This is a genomic window from Mycobacterium sp. G7A2 (assembly GCF_041902445.1).
Taxonomy (GTDB): domain Bacteria; phylum Actinomycetota; class Actinomycetes; order Mycobacteriales; family Mycobacteriaceae; genus Mycobacterium.
In genome coordinates, this window is the sequence record NZ_CP169251.1 from 315,701 (window position 1) to 337,049 (window position 21,349).

General features: G+C 69.2%; 19 protein-coding genes. 15 read left to right on the plus strand and 4 right to left on the minus strand.

Features of this window, described 5'->3' with window-relative positions:
• Window positions 1–6: 6 nt before the first annotated feature.
• Window positions 7–993 (plus strand): MOSC domain-containing protein, encoded by a 987-nt coding sequence (locus ACEWX3_RS01510; protein WP_374158524.1) that lies wholly within the window; start codon window positions 7–9, stop codon window positions 991–993.
• Window positions 990–1,418 (plus strand): DUF3592 domain-containing protein, encoded by a 429-nt coding sequence (locus tag ACEWX3_RS01515; RefSeq protein WP_207065314.1) that lies wholly within the window; start codon window positions 990–992, stop codon window positions 1,416–1,418. The genes ACEWX3_RS01510 and ACEWX3_RS01515 overlap by 4 nt, the downstream gene beginning before the upstream one ends.
• Here ACEWX3_RS01515 and ACEWX3_RS01520 read toward each other — a convergent pair.
• The gene (locus ACEWX3_RS01520) at window positions 1,415–1,753 is read right to left on the minus strand and encodes a hypothetical protein (RefSeq protein WP_207065313.1); all 339 of its coding nucleotides are present in this window, start codon (window positions 1,751–1,753) and stop codon (window positions 1,415–1,417) included. The two genes, ACEWX3_RS01515 and ACEWX3_RS01520, sit on opposite strands and share 4 nt — an antisense overlap.
• Window positions 1,750–3,312: a Rieske 2Fe-2S domain-containing protein gene (locus ACEWX3_RS01525; RefSeq protein WP_374158525.1), complete on the minus strand. Its 1,563-nt coding sequence runs from the start codon at window positions 3,310–3,312 to the stop codon at window positions 1,750–1,752. The genes ACEWX3_RS01520 and ACEWX3_RS01525 overlap by 4 nt, the downstream gene beginning before the upstream one ends.
• Window positions 3,313–3,447: 135 nt before the next feature.
• Here ACEWX3_RS01525 and ACEWX3_RS01530 point away from each other — a divergent pair, with 135 nt between their 5' ends.
• Genes ACEWX3_RS01530 through ACEWX3_RS01540 form a run of 3 tightly spaced genes read left to right on the plus strand, consistent with a single transcriptional unit; the run spans window position 3,448 to window position 5,799 of the window.
• A complete protein-coding gene (locus ACEWX3_RS01530; protein ID WP_207065311.1) occupies window positions 3,448–4,236 on the plus strand; it encodes a 1-acyl-sn-glycerol-3-phosphate acyltransferase in 789 nt (262 codons plus the stop codon).
• 7 nt (window positions 4,237–4,243) lie between these two features.
• On the plus strand, window positions 4,244–4,990 hold the full coding sequence (locus ACEWX3_RS01535) for a 1-acyl-sn-glycerol-3-phosphate acyltransferase (RefSeq protein WP_207065310.1): 747 nt from the start codon (window positions 4,244–4,246) through the stop codon (window positions 4,988–4,990).
• Window positions 4,987–5,799: an HAD family hydrolase gene (locus ACEWX3_RS01540; RefSeq protein ID WP_207065309.1), complete on the plus strand. Its 813-nt coding sequence runs from the start codon at window positions 4,987–4,989 to the stop codon at window positions 5,797–5,799. The genes ACEWX3_RS01535 and ACEWX3_RS01540 overlap by 4 nt, the downstream gene beginning before the upstream one ends.
• Window positions 5,800–5,806: 7 nt before the next feature.
• On the opposite strand, the gene ACEWX3_RS01545 is transcribed toward ACEWX3_RS01540, so the two are convergent.
• Window positions 5,807–7,378, minus strand: coding sequence for an N-acetylmuramoyl-L-alanine amidase (locus ACEWX3_RS01545; protein WP_373889021.1), 1,572 nt, complete (start codon window positions 7,376–7,378; stop codon window positions 5,807–5,809).
• A gap of 199 nt (window positions 7,379–7,577) precedes the next feature.
• Window positions 7,578–8,468 carry a hypothetical protein gene (locus tag ACEWX3_RS01550; protein ID WP_207065307.1) on the minus strand — a complete coding sequence of 297 codons (891 nt, stop codon included), beginning with the start codon at window positions 8,466–8,468 and terminating at the stop codon, window positions 7,578–7,580.
• A 217-nt stretch (window positions 8,469–8,685) separates the two neighbouring features.
• Here ACEWX3_RS01550 and glf point away from each other — a divergent pair, with 217 nt between their 5' ends.
• The 10 genes from glf to fadD32 all read left to right on the plus strand — a co-directional run bounded on the left by glf (window position 8,686) and on the right by fadD32 (window position 21,322).
• Window positions 8,686–9,903: a UDP-galactopyranose mutase gene (glf, locus tag ACEWX3_RS01555; RefSeq protein WP_374158526.1), complete on the plus strand. Its 1,218-nt coding sequence runs from the start codon at window positions 8,686–8,688 to the stop codon at window positions 9,901–9,903.
• 2 nt (window positions 9,904–9,905) lie between these two features.
• Window positions 9,906–11,846: a glycosyltransferase gene (locus tag ACEWX3_RS01560; RefSeq protein ID WP_374158527.1), complete on the plus strand. Its 1,941-nt coding sequence runs from the start codon at window positions 9,906–9,908 to the stop codon at window positions 11,844–11,846.
• Window positions 11,839–12,354 (plus strand): phosphatase PAP2 family protein, encoded by a 516-nt coding sequence (locus ACEWX3_RS01565; RefSeq protein WP_207065304.1) that lies wholly within the window; start codon window positions 11,839–11,841, stop codon window positions 12,352–12,354. Before ACEWX3_RS01560 ends, ACEWX3_RS01565 begins: the two co-directional genes overlap by 8 nt.
• Window positions 12,351–13,286 (plus strand): decaprenyl-phosphate phosphoribosyltransferase, encoded by a 936-nt coding sequence (locus tag ACEWX3_RS01570; protein ID WP_207065303.1) that lies wholly within the window; start codon window positions 12,351–12,353, stop codon window positions 13,284–13,286. Before ACEWX3_RS01565 ends, ACEWX3_RS01570 begins: the two co-directional genes overlap by 4 nt.
• Window positions 13,264–15,270 (plus strand): flagellar motor control protein ZomB, encoded by a 2,007-nt coding sequence (zomB, locus tag ACEWX3_RS01575; protein WP_374158528.1) that lies wholly within the window; start codon window positions 13,264–13,266, stop codon window positions 15,268–15,270. Before ACEWX3_RS01570 ends, zomB begins: the two co-directional genes overlap by 23 nt.
• Before the next feature lie 260 nt (window positions 15,271–15,530).
• Complete coding sequence (locus ACEWX3_RS01580; protein WP_207065302.1) at window positions 15,531–16,601, plus strand: alpha/beta hydrolase family protein; 1,071 nt, start codon at window positions 15,531–15,533, stop codon at window positions 16,599–16,601.
• Window positions 16,602–16,744: 143 nt separating this feature from the next.
• Complete coding sequence (locus tag ACEWX3_RS01585) at window positions 16,745–17,650, plus strand: alpha/beta hydrolase family protein (protein WP_221359134.1); 906 nt, start codon at window positions 16,745–16,747, stop codon at window positions 17,648–17,650.
• A gap of 53 nt (window positions 17,651–17,703) precedes the next feature.
• On the plus strand, window positions 17,704–18,174 hold the full coding sequence (locus ACEWX3_RS01590; protein ID WP_374158529.1) for a DUF732 domain-containing protein: 471 nt from the start codon (window positions 17,704–17,706) through the stop codon (window positions 18,172–18,174).
• A gap of 51 nt (window positions 18,175–18,225) precedes the next feature.
• Window positions 18,226–19,236, plus strand: a complete 1,011-nt coding sequence (locus ACEWX3_RS01595; RefSeq protein ID WP_207065300.1) for a cutinase family protein — start codon at window positions 18,226–18,228, stop codon at window positions 19,234–19,236.
• Window positions 19,237–19,432: 196 nt separating this feature from the next.
• Complete coding sequence (fadD32, locus tag ACEWX3_RS01600; protein ID WP_207065299.1) at window positions 19,433–21,322, plus strand: long-chain-fatty-acid--AMP ligase FadD32; 1,890 nt, start codon at window positions 19,433–19,435, stop codon at window positions 21,320–21,322.
• Window positions 21,323–21,349 lie beyond the last annotated feature (27 nt).

Below are 21,349 nucleotides of genomic sequence, written 5' to 3' on the forward strand. Positions count from 1 at the left end.
TTGCCCATGACCGCGTCGGTGGTGCAGTTGTGGCGTTTCCCGGTGAAGTCGATGGGCGGCGCACCGGTCGACCGGCTCCGCATCGACCGGCGCGGCGTGCATGCCGACCGGCTGTGGGCGGTCCGCGACGTGGAACGCGACATCACCGCGTCGGCGCGCAAAGTGCCCGCCCTGTTGGGCTGTTCGGCGCGCTACGCCGCCGAACCCGGACCTGACGCCGGACCGGGCAACGCCCCCGAGGTCATCATCACGCTGCCCGACGGCACCGAGGTGTCCAGCGCCGATCCCGGCGTCGACGCTGCGCTGTCCGCGGTGGCCGACCGTGACGTGCGCCTGACGTCGCTGCCGGCCGCCGGCGACGTCAGCCTGCACCGGCTGTCGATTCGCCAGAGCCGTGCCGGTTTCGCGCCCAGCGAGGTGCGCAGCGACTTCGGTCTGTCGGATACCGAGGCGCTGCCCGACACATCGGTGTTCTCCACCAGGCAGATGCTGACGTTGGCCCGCTTCGCCACCCCGCCGGGGACATTCGTCGATCTCAGCCCGGTCCACCTGCTCAGCACCACCAGCCTGGCGTCGCTGGCCGGTGAGGGCCTGCCCTACGACGTACGTCGATTCCGGCCGAATGTGCTCGTGGACGTCACGCAGCCGGGCGGCGGCTACCCCGAGAGCGGCTGGGTCGGCGCGGAGGTCACCGTCGGTGCGGTGACGGTGCGGGTGACCAATCCGACGATCCGGTGCGTGGTGCCGACCCGGGCCCAGCCCGGGCTGCCACCGGATCGCGCACTGACCAGGCGCCTGGCGCAGGCCACCGACCGATTTCTCGGGGTCTACGCCGACGTCACCGGTCCCGGTGTGGTGCAGGTGGGCGACCCGGTCCAGGTCGATGTGCCCGCTCCGGCCGGGGTGTGGCGCCGGACCGCGGCGGCGGCGGGGCAGGCCACGATGCGGGGACTGCAGAGCGTGCTGGAAGCGACGCTGCTGCGCGGGCGATGACGCCGCCGCGGTACTGGGCGCTGCTGCTGTGGGCGGTCACCGCCGCAGCGCTGTTCGCGGCGCTGCTGCTGGCCGCGTTCAGTTACGGGACGTGGGCCTACGGCCGGTACCTGGACCGCGACGGCCTGGCGACCCAGGCGAGGGTCGTCGACAGCGACGTCACCTCGGTCTCGGTCGAGTTCGCCAATTATCGAGGGTCCCGGTCGGTGGCCGTGGTGCGGTGGTGGGCGCCGGGGGCACCGGGGGTCGGTGACGAGATCGCCGTCGTCTACGACCCGTGGGATCCGCGCGACGCGGTGCGTGCCGGCCGTCCGGAGAATCGAGCAGTGGCGATCGGTGCCGCGGCGGGGTCGGCCGTCATGGTCAGCGTCGCCGTCGGGGCGGGCGTGGGCGCCGGCCTGATCCACCGCGCGCGGCGGTCTTAACTCGGCAGCAGATCGTCGAGCAGGGCCAGGAACTCCTTGGGGCGCACCGGGGTACACGCCGGGTCGGGGAACGAACCGGCGACGTCGAAGGTCACCAGCGTCGATTTGATCGGCCGGTAGATGTCCAGCGGCAGCCAGCGGCGCAGATCCGAGCTGCCCCACAGGCGGAACCGCTGCAGGAACAACCCCAACGGCTCGGCCCGGTAACTGCGGATGTCGCGCAGCGGGATGACTTTCGAGGTGCCGGACGGAAAGTGGTAGCGGCGCAACGTCAACGCCTCCCGATCCAGTTGGATCCGGCCGTCGTCGTAGAACTGCCGCGCGGGGGCGCTCATGCCTTGGCCGACCGCAACTCGTGGCCCTTGGTGGTCAGGCACCGTCCGTTGGTCAGATTCCACTGCCACCCGTGCAGGTTGCAGGTCAACGTGGCGCCTTCGACGACACCGAACTTCGACAGGTCGGCTTTCAGGTGCGGGCACCGGCGCTGGATCTCCCAGCCGTCCAGCGTGATCGACGCGCTGTCGTCGTGCGCCTCGGCGAACCACCCGTCGGCGTAGGCGATCCGTTCGTCGGTCAGGCACTTGAAGAACGTGTACAGATACTCGTTGTAACCGCCCACCCGCCAGGCGGTGAATCGGGTGGACAGGAAGATCGTGTTCACCCAGTCCGGTTCGCGGTCGCGCAGCACGGTGCGCACCAGCTCCGGCGCGATCGCGAAACCGTAGCGGAACTTCTCATCCGCAATGGGTTCGCGCACAGCGCGTTTCGGAAAGTCGATGACCACGGTTTCCGAGTGGCCGGAACCGTCGAGCCGCAGCTCCACCGGGTATCCGATGCCGTCGCAGATCTGATCGCTCTGCACCATGATCGGCTCGAACAGCTCGCGCAGCGGTTCGAGGAGCGGCTCGCCCTGCGCGGGTGCCCACCGGGCCTTCTCGGCGGCCAGCACCGGCGCCATCCGCTCGGCGTAGTCGGCGATGTAGTCCGCCTTACCGGTGGTGAAGATCGCCTCCACGTCGCCCTCAGGTAGCGGGTGGGTGAGCGAATCGAGCTGTGCGCCGCGGAAATCGGCGGTGGAGCCGGGGATCATCAACAACCCGCCGTGGTGGTCGTGCGCCCGCATCTCCTCGAGGAAGACCATCTGGTCGGGGAAGATGTTGGCGGGGTCGCCGTGGTCGTCGTTGAGGTCGCGCAGGTCCGGGTCCAGGAAGCAGGGCGGCCCGGCCGACGGGATCACCCACGTGGCGCCGACCTGGGCGATGTACTGGCGGCAGCGGTCCATCTGGCGCTGGCGCTTCTGCGTTCCGAACGCCTCCTTGGCGCGGGCGGGCATCTCGTAGACCATCGGGTACCAGATGGCTCCGGAGTACTGCAGCATGTGCACGTCGATCTGGCCGAAGTCGGTGTGGAGCACGTCGAGGTCGACCGGCCGCGCGTCGTTCATGTTGAACGCGACCGTCTCGCCGTCGTCGACGACCAGTCCCGAGTCCCCGATGGGCCCGTCGGCCGGGGCGCGCAGCGCGATGATCATCACGTCCAGGTCGCCCTTGGGTCCGCTCACCCGGTGCTTGACCGAGTCGGTGGTCTCGAAGAACCGGGAGAATCCGAGTCCCTCCAGTTCGCGACGCAGGTCCGGCACCGGGAAATCGGGCAGCAGCACCACGGCGTCCTTGTTGACGTGCTCACGCAGGTTCTGCGGATCGAAGTGATCCTTGTGCAGGTGGGAGACGTAGAGGTAGTCGACGTCGCCCAACGCCGCCCAATCCAACCCGCTGTTGTCGGGGAACGGGAACCACGACGCGAAGTAGGCCGGGTTGACCCACGGGTCGCACAGGATGGACCCGGCCTTGGTGTCGATCCGGAATCCGGCGTGTCCGACGCTGGTGACCTGCACAAATACCCCTTCGATACGCCCTCGACGACGCTGTCGCGGATCGTCTGAACAGCTGCGTACTCCGCATCGCAGCTTAGTCCTGTCCGATGGGCCCCGTCGTTCTGGTGAGCCGGTCGTCGGATTACGCTGGCGACTGTGGAACCGGTATACGGCACAGTCATCCAGCTGGCCCGGTTGGTCTGGCGCGCCCAGGGGCTGACGTTCACCGTGACCGGTGTGGAGAACCTGCCGCGCACCGGTGGTGCCGTGGTCGCGATCAACCACACCAGCTACTTCGACTTCACCTTCGCCGGGTTGCCCGCCTACCGGCAGCATCTGGGCCGCAAGGTGCGTTTCATGGCCAAGAAAGAGGTCTTCGACCACAAGATCACCGGGCCGATCATGCGCAGCCTGCGCCACATCGAGGTCGACCGGGACAGCGGGGCGGCGTCGTTCGAAGCGGCGTGCCGCATGCTCAAGGAGGGTGAGCTGGTCGGCGTCTACCCCGAGGCGACCATCAGCCGCAGCTTCGAGATCAAACAGTTCAAATCCGGGGCCGCGCGGATGGCGATCGCCGCCGGGGTGCCGATCGTGCCGCACATCGTCTGGGGTGCCCAGCGGATCTGGACGAAGGGGCACCCGAAGAATCTGCGCCGGCCCAAGGTGCCCATCTCGGTGGCCGTCGGCAAGCCGATCGAGCCGACACTGCCGGCAGAGGAATTGACCGCGTTGCTGCACTCGCGGATGCAGCACCTGCTCGAGCAGGTCCAGGATGCGTACGGCCCGCACCCGCCCGGTGAGTTCTGGGTTCCGCACCGGATGGGCGGCGGGGCGCCGTCGCTGGCCGAGGCCAACCGGATGGACGCCGAGGAAGCAGCGGCCAAGGCCGCGCGACGGGCGCAGCCGCCGCAGGCGGGTGACGGTTCCACCGGGGCGCCGGGCTAGGCGCGCCATGGAGCCGGTCTTCCGCACGCTGGAGATCGCGGCCCACGCGGTGGTCCGGGCCACCGGAACGCGGATCACCTACCACGGGCTGCACCACCTGCCCAGGTCAGGTGGTGCGGTCATCGCCATCAACCACACCGGCTACGTGGACTGGCTTCCCGCGGCGCTGGCCGCCGAGAACCGGGGTCGCCGGATGCGGTTCATGATCAAGGCCGAGATGGCCGATGTGTCGGTCATCGGCTGGCTGATCCGGCACACCAAGACCATTCCCGTCAACCGGCAGGCCGGGGCCGAAGCGTTCGCCGCGGCCGTGCAGGCACTGCGGGACGGTGAGATCGTCGGGGTCTATCCGGAGGCCACGATCAGCCGCAGCTTCGAACTCAAGGAGTTCAAGACCGGTGCCGCCCGGATGGCGCTGCAGGCGCAGGTGCCGATCGTCCCGCTGGTCGTCTGGGGCGCTCACCGGAAATGGACCAAAGACCACCCGCGGGCGCTGGGCCGGACCAAGACCCCGGTCAGCGTCGCGGTGGGCGATCCGCTGGCGCCTGAGGGCAGTGTGGAGGCGCTCGACGCCGCCCTGCGGGCGGAGATGACGCGTCTGCTGCATGATGTGCAAGCCGGTTATCCCCGGCCGAAGGGAGCGTTCTGGGTGCCACGCCGACTGGGCGGCTCTGCGCCGACCCCCGAGCAAGCCAAGGTCCTCGACGCCGAGGAGCTCGCGGAGCGGGCACGCAGGCGGGCCGAGCGCCCATGACCCCTGAGCTCATCGCCACCGATGTCGACGGCACACTCCTCGACGACGACGAGAAGGTCACTGCCAGGACCCGGTCGGCTGTGCACGCCGCGGTCTCGGCGGGGGTGCAGTTCGTGCTGGCCACCGGCCGGCCGCCGCGCTGGGTGACGCCGATCGTGGATCAGTTGGGCTTCGCTCCGATGGCGGTGTGCGCCAACGGCGCGGTGCTCTACGACCCGTCGGCCGACAGGATCGTCTCGGCGCGCACGTTGTCCGCCGAGGCGCTCGCCGGCCTCGCCGAGATCGCCACGCGGGTGATCCCGGGCGCCGGGCTCGCCGTGGAACGGGTGGGGCGCTCGGCTCACGACGCCGCGACCCCGCAGTTCGTCAGTTCGCCCGGCTACGAGCACGCCTGGCTCAACCCCGACAACACGGAGGTGTCGGTCGAGGATCTGCTGAGCGCCCCGGCGGTCAAGCTGCTCATCCGCAAGGCCGGGGCGCGCAGCGCCGACATGGCGGCGGCGCTGCTCGAGCACATCGGCACCGAGGGCGACATCACGTACTCCACCAACAACGGGCTGATCGAGGTGGTGCCGCTGGGCATCAGCAAGGCCACCGGGATCGAGGAGGTGGCCCGCCCGCAGGGTATCGAGGCCGCCGCGGTGGTCGCGTTCGGTGACATGCCCAACGACGTGCCGATGCTGGGCTGGGCCGGACTGGGCGTGGCGATGGGCAATGCCCACCCGGACGCGGTCGCGGCGGCCGACGAGGTGACGGCCACCAACGCCGACGACGGAGTGGCGCGCGTTCTGGAGCGGTGGTGGCCCTGAGCGGCGGTCAGGCCGGGTTGGTCGGCGGGGTGAACCGCTCCAGCTGAATCGGCGCGAAGCCGGACTCGGTGCTCGGCAGTTCGACGGGAACGCCGTCGAGGACGCGGACCACGGTGCCCTTCTCGCGGTCGAAGTTCAGGGTGCCGTGCTGGAAGTTCTGCACGATCCACTGCGGTTCGGCGATCTCGGAGCTGGTCGGCAGCCCCAGCGCGCCACGCTCGAAGCCCAGCGATCCCCAGACGGTGTAGATCTCGCCGGTGATCGGTTCGGCCCCGGTCTCCGGGGACCAGTACATGGCGCCGCGTTCGAACGTGACATACCGGCTGGTGCCCTGCCCGAACGCCTCGGGAGACGTTGGCCAACCGAGGTAGCTGTCCTTGCCTCCGAGCGCCTCCCATTTGGCGAAGATCGCTCCGCCGCGCAGCTGCTCGGCCAACTGCGACGGACCCGGGGGATCGTTGAACCGGGCGGCGATGTCGCGGATCTGCCCCATCAGCGCGTAGGCCGCGTCGCCCGGGCATTCGGTGATGCCGACATCGCGGTGGGTGAAGATGGTCGGCAGCGTGATGGGAGCACCGAGCGGGAACTTGGTGAACGAGCCGCCCTCCGAGGGCAGCACGACCGTCCCGAGCGGATCGACACCGGCCACCCCCAGTACCCAGCCGAGCAGGCGGGCGGTGGTGCGCAGCTGGATCGGGGTGGGCGGGTCGACCTCGAAGTCGCCGAGCATCGCCACGCCCCAGGTGTTGTGGTTGAACCCGCCGGTGTGTGCGCCCTCCACCGGTCGGGCCATCCCGCCGGCGCGGCCTTCGAAGACCTGCCCGTATCGGTCGACCATCGCGTTGTAGGCGATGTCGCACCAGCCCAGCGTGCGGGTGTGGTACTCGTAGATCGACCGGATGATCCCGGCGGAGTCCTGCGGCGTGTAGTCGTTGCTGCCAGCGGTGTGGTGCACGACGCCGGCCTGGATGCGGGCGTCATATCGGGGCTGCCCGCAGCGCATCGATTCGTCGGCGCCCCATTGGCTTCGACCGATGATGGCCGGCGGGCGTCCCGGCGGAGTGGCGGCGTTGGGCAACGGCGCCAGGTCGGCGGGTGCCTGCGGAGGGCTGATCAGCACCGCGTTGATGTTCTGGCCGAACGGCTGCTCGGTGGTGGCGGGCACGTAGCCGAGCTCGGGCCGGTCGTCCCCGGAATCGTCGCGGCGGGGCGGGGCGGGCGAGGTCTGCGGGGCGTCGGCCGGTCGGGTCACGGCGATCTGGACCGTGGTGGTGCGGCCGACGAAGACGGGCTCGGTGCCGCGGGGGCCGGGCAGATCGGCGCCCACGCCCTGGAGTTGTTCGGTCTCGTACCAGGGCCCCCAGGAACCGTCGGCCTTCTTGGCGCGCACCCGCGCGCTGGTGGCTGTCAGGTCCGCGGCGGTGAGCGCCACCAGGGAGAACGGGGTGTCCTGGTGGATCTCGCGGATCGTCTCGCCGCCGCCGAGGTCGGCCAGGGGTTGCTGGACCATCGTGGGCGCGGCCACGGCCGGCGTCTCGGAGTCCTCCGGAATGCCGTTGATCGCCCAGGGCAGCAGCATCACCGTCGCCGCTATCGCGGTGAACAGGATCGATGGTGCGGGTCGGCGGCACGGCACAGGGCGATGTTACGTATGTGCTAGATGGTGCTGGTGTTTCGACACGGCAAAAACGGGTACCAACTTCGACCGGCAACGGCACCGCAGAGCGGATGCTTCTGCGGTGCCGTCAGGGGGCAGGACTTCGTTGTCCGCGTGCCGGTTACAGACCAGGGGTGACAGCGGCCTCCGCCGGAAGTGCGGCGGCCTCGGCGGCCGCCCCGGCGATCGGTGCCGCGGCTTCGGCCGGCGGCTTGACCGCAGACATGATCGCGGGCATCACGATGCCCTTGAGCAGGTCGATCGCCTCACCGGCGCCGAGGGAGTTCGCGGCGCTGGTCAGGTCACCGAGCAGGCCCCCACTGGCCGGTGCCACCGGGGCCGCCAGCGACGGATCGCCGAGGATCGGGTAGGCGCCCAGCGCGGGATCCAGACCGACCGGCGCCGAGATCGGGATCTCGCCGGTGGCGGGCAGTGCCGAGGTGGAGATCGGGGCCGCCCCCAGCGTCGGGTCGGTCAACGCGGGGGGTGTGCTGAGTCCGGGCACGGTCACCGCCGGATCGGTCAGCGTCGGCGTCACGCCCGGGGTGGTCAGTCCGCCGGGGGCGGTCAGGTCCGGAGAGGCCAGCGCAGGGTCGGTCAGCGTGGGGGCGACACCGGTGGGGCTGGTCAGGCCGGGGTTGGTCAACGCGGGATTGGCCAGGCCCGGATCGGTCAGCGTCGGTGCGGTCAGACCGGGGGTGGTCAGCGCGGGCGCAGTCAACCCCGGGGTGCCCAGGCCGGGCGTCACCGTCGTCGGTGCCGGGCTGGTCCCGGTCAGCAGGCCGGTCGGCATCGGCGGCAGGTTGATGCCGAATTGCGAAAGGCCCTGCGACAGGGCGTTCATCAACTCGCCGGGCAGGTCGGTGATGCTGGCGGCCTGGACGAACTCGCGGTGCTGCGGCTGACGCTCGGAGATGTCGGACAGGGCCACGACGGCCACTGGACTCGCGACTGCCAGCGCGGCGACTGTGCTCAAGGCGGTCGAGAGCCGGCGTCGACGTCGGTTCGGCACGGAAGTCTCCTCAATATCTGGACGTAAAGATGCAGCCCTCCTGCCGCGGCCAACCGGTGCGGTGACCGTCGGGGAGCGTCTGGATCTTCGTACGACCTCGATGTTAATGAAGTGAATGCTGTGACTAGAGTGACGATGCGGAATCGTGAGCTAATTGCGACCTGCGCGGCTCGGCCTACTCGGGGCCGCCACCGGCGGTCGGATACCCTTGCTGCCGATGACAGCTCTGCCCCAGCCCGATCAACACTGGGACCTCTTCGTCGTCGGCTCCGGTTTCTTCGGCCTGACGATCGCCGAACGGGCGGCCACGCAGCTGAACAAGCGCGTCCTGGTCCTCGAGCGACGTTCCCACCTCGGCGGCAACGCCTACTCGGAAGCCGAGCCCGAGACCGGTATCGAGGTGCACCGCTACGGCGCGCACCTGTTCCACACCTCCAACCAGCGGGTGTGGGACTACGTGCGCCAGTTCACCGAGTTCACCGGCTACCAGCACCGGGTGTTCGCCCTCTACAACGGCCAGGCCTACCAGTTCCCGATGGGGCTGGGGCTGGTCAGTCAGTTCTTCGGCCGCTATTTCACCCCCGACGAGGCGCGCGCGTTGATCCGCGAGCAGGCTTCGGAGATCGAGACCGAGGACGCGCAGAACCTGGAGGAGAAGGCGATCTCGCTGATCGGCCGCCCGCTCTACGAGGCGTTCGTCAAGCACTACACCGCCAAGCAGTGGCAGACCGATCCCAAGGAACTGCCCGCCTCGAACATCACCCGGCTGCCGGTGCGCTATACGTTCGACAACCGCTATTTCAACGACACCTACGAGGGCCTGCCGGTCGACGGGTACACCGCCTGGCTGCAGAACATGGCCGCCGACGAGCGCATCGAGGTGCGGTGCGACACCGACTGGTTCGACGTGCGTGACCAGTTGCGGGCCGCCAACCCCGACGCGCCGGTGGTCTACACCGGCCCCCTGGACCGCTACTTCGACTACGCCGAAGGCCGGCTGGGGTGGCGCACGCTGGACTTCGAGCTCGAGGTGCTGCCGACGGGTGATTTCCAGGGCACACCGGTCATGAACTACAACGACGCCGACGTGCCCTACACCCGGATCCACGAGTTCCGGCATTTCCACCCCGAGCGCGACTACCCCACGGACAAGACCGTGATCATGCGCGAGTACTCACGCTTCGCCGCCGACGACGACGAGCCCTACTATCCGATCAACACCGAGGCCGACCGCGCCCTGCTGGCGGCCTACCGGGCCCGCGCCAAGGCCGAGTCGGCCGAGGCCAAAGTGCTGTTCGGTGGGCGGCTGGGCACCTATCAGTATCTGGACATGCACATGGCCATCGCCAGCGCGCTGAACATGTACGACAACGTGCTCGCGCCCCACCTGCGCGACGGGGCGCCGCTGGCCGGCGCCGAGACAGAAAGCAGTTGACTATGAGTGACATCCCGTCCGGCGCGCTGGATGCCGGCGCCTCGCGGGCGGTCAGCCTGCTGGCCCGTGTCATCCTGCCGCGCCCAGGCGAGCCGCTCGACGTGCGCAAGCTCTACATCAACGAATCGGACACCAACGCCCGCCGCGCACACGCGCCGGCGCGCACCGAGCTGGAGATCGGGCCCGAGTCCGAGGTCTCGTTCGCCACGTACTTCAACGCCTTCCCGGCCAGCTACTGGCGGCGCTGGTCGACGCTGCAGTCGGTGGTGCTGCGCGTCGAGCTGACCGGCAGCGGCCGCGTCGACCTGTACCGCACCAAGGCCACCGGAGCCCGCATCACCGTCGGTGGCGCGGAGTTCTCGGGTGAACCGGTCGAGTTCGAGATCGGTCTCGACCCGTTCGAGGACGGCGGCTGGATCTGGTTCGACATCACCACCGACAGCGCCGTCACGCTGCAGCACGCCGGGTGGTACGCGCCGGTGCCCGCGCCCGGGCGCGCCGACGTGGCGGTCGGCATCCCGACCTTCAACCGGCCCGCCGACTGCGTCAACGCGCTGACCGCGTTGACTTCGGATCCCTTGGTGGACAAGGTGATCGGAGCGGTCATCGTGTCCGACCAGGGCACCAGCAAGGCCAAGGACCACCCCGGTTTCGACGCGGCCGCCGCCGCGCTGGGGAGCCGGCTGACGGTGCACAACCAGCCCAACCTGGGCGGCTCGGGCGGCTACAGCCGGGTCATGTACGAAGCGCTGAACAACACCGCGTGTGAACAGATCCTGTTCATGGATGACGACATCCGCATCGAACCGGATTCGGTGCTGCGCGCGTTGGCCATGAACCGGTTCGCCAAGTCGCCGACACTGGTGGGCGGACAGATGCTCAACCTGCAGGAGCCGTCTCATCTGCATGTCATGGGCGAGGTCGTCGATCAGGCCAACTTCATGTGGACCAACGCGCCCAATACCGAGTACGACCACGACTTCGCCAAGTACCCGCTGGTCGACGAGGACGACCGCAGCACGATGCTGCACCGTCGGGTCGACGTCGACTACAACGGCTGGTGGATGTGCATGATCCCGCGCCGGGTCGCCGAGGAGTTGGGTCAGCCGCTGCCGTTGTTCATCAAGTGGGACGACGCGGACTACGGGCTGCGCGCCGCCGAGCACGGGTACGGCACGGTCACCCTTCCGGGGGCGGCGATCTGGCACATGGCGTGGAGCGACAAGGACGACGCGATCGACTGGCAGGCGTACTTCCACCTGCGCAACCGCTTGGTCGTCTCGGCGCTGCACTGGGACGGCAAGGTCACCGGCCTGGTCGCCAGCCATCTCAAGGCGACGTTCAAACATCTGCTCTGCCTCGAGTATTCGACGGTGGCCATCCAGAACAGGGCGATGGACGACTTCCTCGCCGGGCCCGAGCACATCTTCTCGATCCTCGAGTCGGCGCTGCCCGACGTGCGTGCGATGCGCCAGCACTACCCCGACGCCGTGGTGCTGCCCGGCGCCACCGCTCTGCCGCCGCCGTCGGACCGGCGCCGGAAGAAGATCAAGATTCCGACCTCGTTGCCGGCCATCGGTTTTCGGCTGGCCCGCGGCGTCGCCCACCAGCTCACCCACCACGATCCCGCCCATCACCAGCGACCGGAACTCAACGTCGCCACCCAGGATGCGCGCTGGTTCGTACTGTGCAAGGTCGACGGCGTCACTGTGACGACTGCCGACGGTCGTGGTGTGGTCTACCGCCAGCGTGACCGCGCCAAGATGTTCGAACTGCTTCGTGCGTCCCTGAAACGCCAGGTTCGGTTGATCCGCAAGTACAACCGGATGCGCCGGGTGTACCGGGAGGCGTTGCCGATGATGACCAGCCAACAGAAGTGGGAGTCGGTGCTCAACGGGCACGCGGGTGCGCCCAAGGCGGCGGTGAGAGTCGGAGATGCCTGACCAGGCGCGTGGCGAGGACGCGGTGCTGGTCGCCGTGCAGCGCGGGCTGGCCGGCCGGCCCGGGGTGCTGGCCACCGCCCGCACGCTGTCCCATTTCGGTGAGCACAGTCTCGGCTGGCTCGCGCTCGCCGCGCTGGGGGCCGTGCTGCGGCCGACGCAGCGCCGCGACTACCTGGCCGCGGGTGTGGGCGCATTCACCGCCCACGCCTGTGCGGTGCTGATCAAGCGGGTGGTGCGCCGGGAACGTCCGCACCACCCGGCGATCGCGGTCAACGTGGGCACCCCGAGCCGGTTGAGCTTCCCGTCGGCGCACGCGACGTCGACGACCGCGGCCGCGGTACTGCTGGCGCGACCCACCGGGTGGCCGCTGCCGGCGCTGCTGGTGCCGCCGATGGCGTTGTCGCGGCTGGTGCTCGGAGTTCATTACCCCAGCGATGTGCTCGCCGGTGTGGCGGTCGGCGCCGCCGTCGGGGGTGCCGTCGCCAGGTTCGAAGGAGGGCGCCGGTGAGCGCATCCCAGGTCGGCCAGGAGACCGGTGCGGCGGCGGGACCGCCCAACAACCTGGTCTCGGGCATCGTCAAGGCCCTACGGCCCCGCCAGTGGGTCAAGAACGTGCTGGTCTTCGCCGCCCCGGTCGCCGCTCTCGGTGATGACCGCTACGTCTACGACTACCGCGAGGTGCTGGTCAAGGTGGCGCTGGCCTTCGTGGTCTTCAGCCTCGCCGCGTCGTGCGTGTATCTGGTCAACGACGCCCGTGACGTCGAAGCCGACCGGGCGCACCCCACCAAGCGGTTCCGCCCGATCGCCGCCGGCGTGGTTCCGGAGTGGCTGGCCTACACGCTGGCCGGCGTGCTGGGCGTGCTGTCCCTGGCGGTCTCGTGGCTGGTCACCCCCAACCTCGCCCTGGTGATGGCCGTCTACATCGCGATCCAGCTGGCCTACTGCTTCGGGCTCAAGCACCAGCCCGTGATCGACATCTGCATCGTGTCCTCGGGCTTCCTGATCCGCGCCATCGCCGGCGGTGTGGCCGCCGAAGTGCCGCTGTCGCAGTGGTTCCTGCTGATGATGGCGTTCGGTTCACTGTTCATGGCCGCCGGCAAGCGGTACGCCGAGCTGCAGCTGGCCGAACGCACCGGAGCCAAGATCCGCAAGTCCCTGGAGAGCTACACCAGCTCCTATCTGCGCTTCGTGTGGACGTTGTCGGCCACCTCGCTGGTGCTGTGTTACGGGCTGTGGGCCTTCGAGCGTGACGCCACCGGCGGGGCCTCCTGGTTCGTCGTGTCGATGGTGCCGTTCACGATCGCGATCCTGCGCTACGCCGTCGACGTCGACGGCGGCATGGCCGGCGAGCCCGAGGAGATCGCGTTGAAGGACCGGGTGCTCCAGCTGTTGGCGCTGGCCTGGATCGGGACCATCGGTGCCGCCGTCTTCCTCAGCTGACCGGCAGGACGGCCTGGCGGGGCGGCGCAAGCGCTGGCCCGCCTTCCCGTACGACGTCTGGACGAGGACCAGCCTGTGGGCGAGCGTGGCCGTGACGGCGGTGCTGTTCGGTGCGGGTGCCTGGCAGCGCCGCTGGATCGCCGACGACGGCCTGATCGTCCTGCGCACCACGCGAAACATGCTGGCCGGCAACGGTCCGGTGTTCAACGCCGGCGAGCGGGTGGAGGCCAACACCTCCACCGTGTGGTCGTACCTGATGTGGTTGGGCGGCTGGGTGGCCGGTCCGGCCCGGCTGGAGTACGTGGCGCTGACGCTGGCGCTGGTGTTCAGCGTCGCCGGCGTGGTGATGGTCATGCTCGGCACCGCCCGGCTTTATGCGCCCGGGCTGCAGGGGCGGGCGGCGGTGCTGCTGCCCGCCGGCGCCCTGGTCTACATCGCCGTGCCCCCGGCGCGGGACTTCGCCACCTCCGGACTGGAGAACGGTCTGGTGCTCGCCTATCTGGGGCTGCTGTGGTGGATGATGGTGTGCTGGTCGCAGGCTGCCCACGGCGGGCCGCGTAGACCGACACCTGCTCGGGGCACCACACGGTGGTTCGACGGCGCGCTGGCGTTCGTGGCCGGGCTCAGCGTGCTGGTGCGCCCCGAGTTGGCGCTGATCGGCGGACTGGCTCTGGTGATGATGCTCATCGCGGCGCCCGACTGGCGGCGGCGGCTGCTCGTCGTCGTCGTCGGTGGACTGCTGCCGGTCGGCTACCAGATCTTCCGGATGGGCTACTACGGACTGCTCGTGCCCGGCACCGCGCTGGCCAAGGACGCCAGCGGGTCGAAATGGCACCAGGGTTTCGTGTACCTGGCCAACTTCAACCAGCCCTATCTGCTGTGGGCGCCGGCGATGCTCCTGGTCGGGCTCGCCCTGATGGTGCTGCTGCTGCGCGGGCGCCCCGGCAGGCCGAGCACACCGGCCCGGGGCGAGGCCGGGCGGCTGGCGCGCCTGGTGCAGAGTCCGCCGGCGGTGGTCGCGTTCATCCTGATCAGCGGTGTGTTGCAGGCGGTGTACTGGATCCGGCAGGGCGGCGACTTCATGCATGGGCGGGTCCTGCTCACCCCGCTGTTCTGCCTGCTGGCGCCGGTCGCGGTCATCCCGCTGCTGGTGCCGGAAGCCTCGCGGATGGCCCGCGGCGCCGGGTACCTGTATGCCGGTGCCACCGGCGTGCTGTGGCTGGCGGTGGTCGGCTGGGCGCTGTGGGCGGCCAACTCGCCGGGAATGGGGCCGGACGCCACCCGGGTGACCGCCACCGGCATCGTCGACGAGAGGCGCTTCTACGCGCAGGCGACCGGGCACGCGCACCCGCTGACGGCGGCGGACTACCTGGACTACCCGCGCATGCGTGCGGTGCTGACCGCGATCCGGAACACACCCGACGGTGCACTGCTGCTGCCGGCGGGCAACTACGACACCTGGGACGTGGTGCCGGCGATCCCGCCTCCACCGGACGCGCCCACCGGACCGGACGGGGACCGAAACGGCCCCCACACCGTGTTTTTCACGAATCTGGGCATGCTCGGGATGAACGTCGGGCTCGATGTGCGGGTGATCGATCAGATCGGCCTGGCCAATCCGCTGGCCGCGCACACCGCCCGCATCGAGGACGGCAGGATCGGCCACGACAAGAACCTCTTCCCGGACTGGGCGGTCGCCGAGGGGCCGTTCCTGAAGGAGGAGCCGTGGATTCCCCAGTACCTGGACGAGGACTGGATCCGGCAGGCTCAGGCGGCGCTGGCCTGCCCGGAAACCGAGTCGGTGCTCAACGCGGTCCGAGCGCCGATGAGCCCGCGCCGGTTCCTGTCGAACCTGGCCAATGCCGCGGAGTTCACCCGTTACCGCATCGACCGGGTGCCGCTGTACGAACTGGCCCGGTGCGGGCTGCCGCTGCCCGAGCCGGTGAACCCGCCCTACACCGGGCTGCCCGCCACCGGACCGTGAGCAGGCCTCTGGCGTGCGCGATTTGTTGGCGGAGAGGGTTTTCTGCTTTCGTAACGCTGACGCCATGTCGCTCGGATAAGGACATAGGACCGACCGGAACGGACACTGCGGAACGCAGCACGGTGACGTGATGCGGCCCCGCGGTGAGGAGAAGTCACCACAAAGGTGTGGTTGACTACACGGGCAACGAGGCCGGGCGCCTGGGCGACTCCAGGGCCCGCTAGCTGCTGCTTTACGAAAGATGGGAAAGACATACAACCATGAAGCTCGTTGGGAGGCTGCGCGGCGCAGCGAAGATGACGTGGCGTCGGGTCACGGTGGCGGCCCTGGCGGCCACGCTGCTGCCCGGCCTGATCGCCGCCGTCGGCGGCACGGCGACTGCGGGAGCGTTCTCCCGTCCCGGTCTGCCCGTGGAGTACCTGATGGTGCCGTCGGCAGGCATGGGTCGTGACATCAAGGTGCAGTTCCAGAGCGGCGGGCCCAACGCACCCGGCGTGTACCTGCTCGACGGTCTGCGTGCGCAGGACGACTTCAACGGCTGGGACATCAACACCGCCGCCTTCGAGTGGTACCTGGACTCGGGCATGGCCGTGATCATGCCGGTCGGCGGGCAGTCCAGCTTCTACAGCGACTGGTACAGCCCGGCCTGCGGCGACAACGGCTGCCAGACCTACAAGTGGGAGACGTTCATCTCCCAGGAGCTGCCGGCCTACCTGGCGGCCAACAAGGGTGTCGACCCGAACCGCAACGCGGCCGTGGGCCTGTCGATGGCCGGTTCGGCCGCGCTGACCATGGCGATCTACCACCCGCAGGTGTTCCAGTACGCCGGCTCGCTGTCGGGCTTCCTGAACCTGTCCGAGGGCTGGTGGCCGATGCTGGTCAACATCTCGATGGGTGACGCGGGTGGCTACGACGCCAACGACATGTGGGGCAAGACCGAGGACGCCAACAGCGCGTGGAAGCGCAACGACCCGATGGTCAACATCGACAAGCTGGTCGCCAACAACACCCGCATCTGGATCTTCTGCGGCAACGGCAAGCCGGCGGAACTCGATTCCGGGATGAGCTCGGGCAACCTGTTCAACGCGAAGTTCCTGGAGGGCTTCACGCTGCGCACCAACAAGACCTTCCAGGAGGAGTACATCGCCGCGGGTGGCAAGAACGGCGTGTTCAACTTCCCCTCCAATGGAACCCACCAGTGGGCCTACTGGGGTCAGCAGCTGCAGCAGATGAAGCCGGACATCGCCCGGGTGCTCGGCGCGGTGCCGCAGCCGTCGGCTCCGCCGGCTCCGGCCGAGGCCGCAGCTGAGCCGGCCGCCAACGGCGGCTGACGCCACGCGACAGCATTATTGACGGCGGTGATCCCCGGGTGGGGTCACCGCCGTCAGTCTTTTCGTCCTCGGCTGCCACCGGTGATGTGGTTCACTACCTTGCGATGTCGACGACGAACGAGGTGGGGCGGATGCGCGCGCTGATGCGGATGATCCTGGTGCGAATGACCCTGGCCGCCGCACTGGCGGTGACGCTGTGGGGCGCGGGGGCGACGCCGTCGCTGCCGGGCGCCCCGGCCGCCTCCGCGCAGGGCGTCGAGATGTTGATGGTGCCTTCGGCCGCGATGGGCCGCGACATCCCGGTGGCGTTCCAGGGCGGCGGCCCGCACGCCGTCGTGCTGCTCGACGCGTTCAACGCCGCCCCGGACGTGAGCAACTGGGTGACCGCCGGCAACGCCATGAACACGCTGTCGGGTCTGGGTATCTCGGTGGCCGCCCCGGCCGGCGGGGCGTGGAGCATGTACACGAACTGGGAGCAGGACGGCAGCAAGCAGTGGGAGACCTTCCTGGCCGACGAGCTGCCCAACTGGCTCGCCGCCAACAAGGGGCTGGCTCCGGGCGGGCACGGCATCGTCGGCGCCGCCCAGGGCGGCACCGGCGCGCTGACCATGGCGACGTTCCACCCCAACCGCTACCGCTTCGCCGGGACGCTGTCGGGCTTCCTGACCCCGTCGGCCACCACCATGAACGGCGCGATCACCGCAGGGCTCGCCCGCTTCGGTGGGGTGGACACCCGCAACATGTGGGGTTTGCCACAGCTGGGCCGGTGGAAGTGGCACGACCCAGACGTGCACGCCCAACTCCTGGCCAACAACAACACCCGGCTGTGGGTGTACAGCCCGGCCACGGTGACGTGCACCGACCCCGCCGCGATGATCGGCTACTGCGATCAGGCCCAGGGCAGCAACCGGACCTTCTACCAGCACTATCGCTCGATCGGCGGCAGCAACGCCCACTTCGACTTCCCGACGTCGGGCAATCACGACTGGGGTTCGTGGAGCGGCCAGTTGGCCGCCATGACGGGTGAGCTGGTCGCGACCATCCGGTAGTGGCGAGGGCTCGGCGCACCGGTCGGGCACGGGCCAGCCGGTACTTTGGAGGAGTGCAGAACGCGTCACGCAGATCGGGGATCGCCGGGTTGGCCGGCTTCTCGCTGCTGGTGGCGTCGGCGGCGGCGGGGTTGTCCGGCTGCTCGATGACCGATGACATGGTCATGGGGCTGGGCTCGCAGACCGAGGCCGCGCAGAGTGAATCCCCCGCGGCGGTGCCCGGTCCCGACGACCTCGGGGCCGAGGACCACACGCTGGTCGTGACCCCGGCTCAACGCCACTACCTCGATGCGCTGCACGGTGCGGGAGTGCAGCCCAGCAGTGACCTCGCCGCGTTGCGGATCGGGTCCTACGTGTGCCAGGCCCGCTTCGCCAAGCACACCGACCAGCAGGTGTGGGATTTCGTACTGCCTCTGGTGCGCAACGAGGTCGGCTCGTCGGCCACGGCGATGACGCCGTCGGCGGGAGAGGTCAACACGTTGACCGACGACTACATCCGCATCGCGACCGACCAGCTCTGCTGAGCTGTCGACCACATCCCAGCACCCGCGTAGGCGAGGAGAACGAAGAACGTCATGGCCAAGTCCAACCGGCGCAAACGCCACCGCCTTCTGGCGCTGTTCGCGGCAGGCGCGGTGAGCATGGTGGTCGTGCTGATCGTGGCGATCGTGGTCGTGGTGCTGCGCAGGCCCGACGCCCCGCCGACCGCGGTGCCGCCGAGCGCGCAGCCGCCCACCGCGGTGCCTCCGACGATCTCGAAGCCGCGGCCCGAATTCCAGGACGCGAGCTGCCCGGATGTACAGCTGATCTCGATACCGGGCACCTGGGAATCCTCGGTGCAACTGGACCCGTTCAACCCGGTGCAGTTCCCGGCCGCGCTGCTGCTCAACGTGACCAACCCGCTGCGCGCGCAGTTCGGCGCGGACCGCCTCGAGGTGTTCACCGTTCCCTACACCGCGCAGTTCCACAATCCGCTGTCCGCGGATGCGCAGATGTCGTACAACGACAGCCGCGCCGAGGGCACCCAGGCGGCGGTCCGGGCGATGACGGACATGAACAACCGGTGCCCGCTGACCAGTTACGTGCTGGTCGGGTTCTCCCAGGGCGCCGTCATCGCCGGGGACATCGCCAGTGACATCGGCAACGGCCGCGGGCCGGTGGACCAGGATCTGGTGCTCGGTGTGACGCTGATCGCCGACGGACGCCGCCAGGACGGGGTGGGGCAGGACGTCGGTCCCAACCCCGACGGCCAGGGTGCGGAGATCACGCTGCACGAGGTGCCGACCCTGTCGGCGCTGGGGCTGACGATGACCGGACCGCGCCCCGGCGGGTTCGGTGCGCTCAACGACCGGACCAACGAGATCTGCGCCCGCGGCGACCTGATCTGCGCGGCACCCGAGTCGGCGTTCAACATCACCGCGCTGCCGAAGACGTTGGAGGTGCTGTCGGGGGGCGCGGGTCAGCCGGTGCACGCGATGTACGCCACCCCGGACTTCTGGAACATCGACGGGATGCCGGCCACTCAGTGGACGCTGAACTGGGCGCAGAACCTCATCGCCGACGCCCCACAGCCCAAGCACGGGTGAGGTGTGCCACATCTTTTTGGCAACGTTTCGTGACGGTGCGGTGTCCAGATTTGGCGCAGCCCCGCAGGTCGCCTAGCATTACGTGAGATTAAGAAACATCTAAGAGCGACGGCTGGCGGTTCACGGGCGGGGAGCTGTCGGACCGGTACGATCTTCGGGGTTTGGGACAGCGCTCCCGCCTGATTGGAGTATTGAGATGGCCTTCCACAACCCGTTCATCAAAGACGGACTGATCAAGTTCCCGGACAACGGCAGCTTGGTCAAGCACGTCGAACGATGGGCCCGGGTTCGGGGCGACAAGCTCGCCTACCGGTTCATCGACTTCTCCACCGAGCGCGACGGCGTCGAGCGCGATCTGAACTGGGCCGACTTCGGCGCCCGCAACAAGGCCGTCGGGGCCCGCCTGCAGCAGGTCACCGAACCCGGAGACCGGGTCGCGATCCTGTGCCCGCAGAACCTCGAGTACCTCGTGGCCTTCTTCGGCGTGCTCTATTCCGGGCGGATCGCGGTACCGCTGTTCGATCCCAACGAACCCGGCCACGTCGGCCGTCTGCACGCCGTGCTCGACGACTGCGAGCCCTCAGCCATCCTGACCACGACGGCCGCGGCCGAGGGGGTGCGCAAGTTCTTCCGCACCCGGCCGGCCAACCAGCGGCCGCGCGTCATCGCCGTCGACGCCGTGCCCAACGAGGTCGGCGCCACCTGGGAGCCGGTCGACGTCCAGCACGACACGATCGCGTACCTGCAGTACACCTCGGGGTCCACCCGGATCCCGACCGGTGTGCAGATCACCCACCTGAACCTGGCCACCAACGTGGTCCAGGTCATCGAGGCGCTCGACGGCCAGGAGGGCGACCGCGGCGTCTCGTGGTTGCCGTTCTTCCACGACATGGGGCTCATCACGGTGCTGCTGTCGCCGATGCTGGGCCACTACATCACGTTCATGACGCCCGCCGCGTTCGTGCGTCGCCCGGGCCGGTGGATCCGCGAGATGGCCCGCAAGGAGAGCGACACCGGCGGCACCATCTCCGTCGCGCCGAACTTCGCGTTCGACCACGCAGCCGTGCGGGGGGTGCCCAAGGACGGCGAGCCGCCGCTGGACATGTCCAACATCAAGTGCATCCTCAACGGCAGCGAGCCCATCTCGGCGGCCACCGTGAACCGGTTCAACGACGCGTTCGGCCCGTTCGGCTTCAAGCCGCAGGCCATCAAGCCGTCCTACGGGCTGGCCGAGGCCACGCTGTTCGTGTCGACGACCCCGATGAACGCCGAGCCCCGGATCATCCACGTGGACCGTGACGAGCTCAACCGGCACCGCTTCGTCGAGGTGCCCGCGGACTCACCGAAGGCGGTCGCGCAGGCCGGTGCCGGTCAGATCGGTGTCGCGGAATGGGCGGTCATCGTCGACAACGACAGCGCCACCGAATTGCCCGACGGCCAGATCGGCGAGGTCTGGATCAGCGGCCAGAACATGGGCACCGGCTACTGGGGCAAGCCCGAGGAGACCGTCGCCACGTTCCAGAACACGCTCAAGTCGCGCACCAACCCGTCCCACGCCGAGGGCGCCACCGACGACGCCACCTGGGTGCGCACCGGCGACCTGGGCGCCTACCACGACGGCGAGCTCTACATCACCGGCCGAACGAAGGACCTGGTGATCATCGACGGCCGCAACCACTATCCGCAGGACCTCGAGTACTCCGCCCAGGAGTCCACCAAGGCCCTGCGCACCGGGTTCGTCGCGGCGTTCTCGGTCCCGGCCAACCAGCTGCCCGACGAGGTGTTCGAGGACGCGCACGCCGGGCTGAAGCGCGACCCCGACGACACCTCCGAGCAACTGGTGATCGTCGGTGAGCGCGCCCCGGGCGCGCACAAGCTCGAGATGGCCCCGATCGCCGACGACATCCGCGCGGCGATCGCGGTGCGCCACGGTGTGACGGTGCGCGACGTGCTGCTGACCCCGGCCGGAGCGATCCCCAGGACCTCCAGCGGCAAGATCGGTCGGCGCGCCTGCCGCTCGGCGTACCTGGACGGCAGCCTGCGCAGCGGCAAGGTGGCCAATGCCTTCCCGGACGAGACCGACTGACGTTTCCACTGAAGTGACTCCCCAATG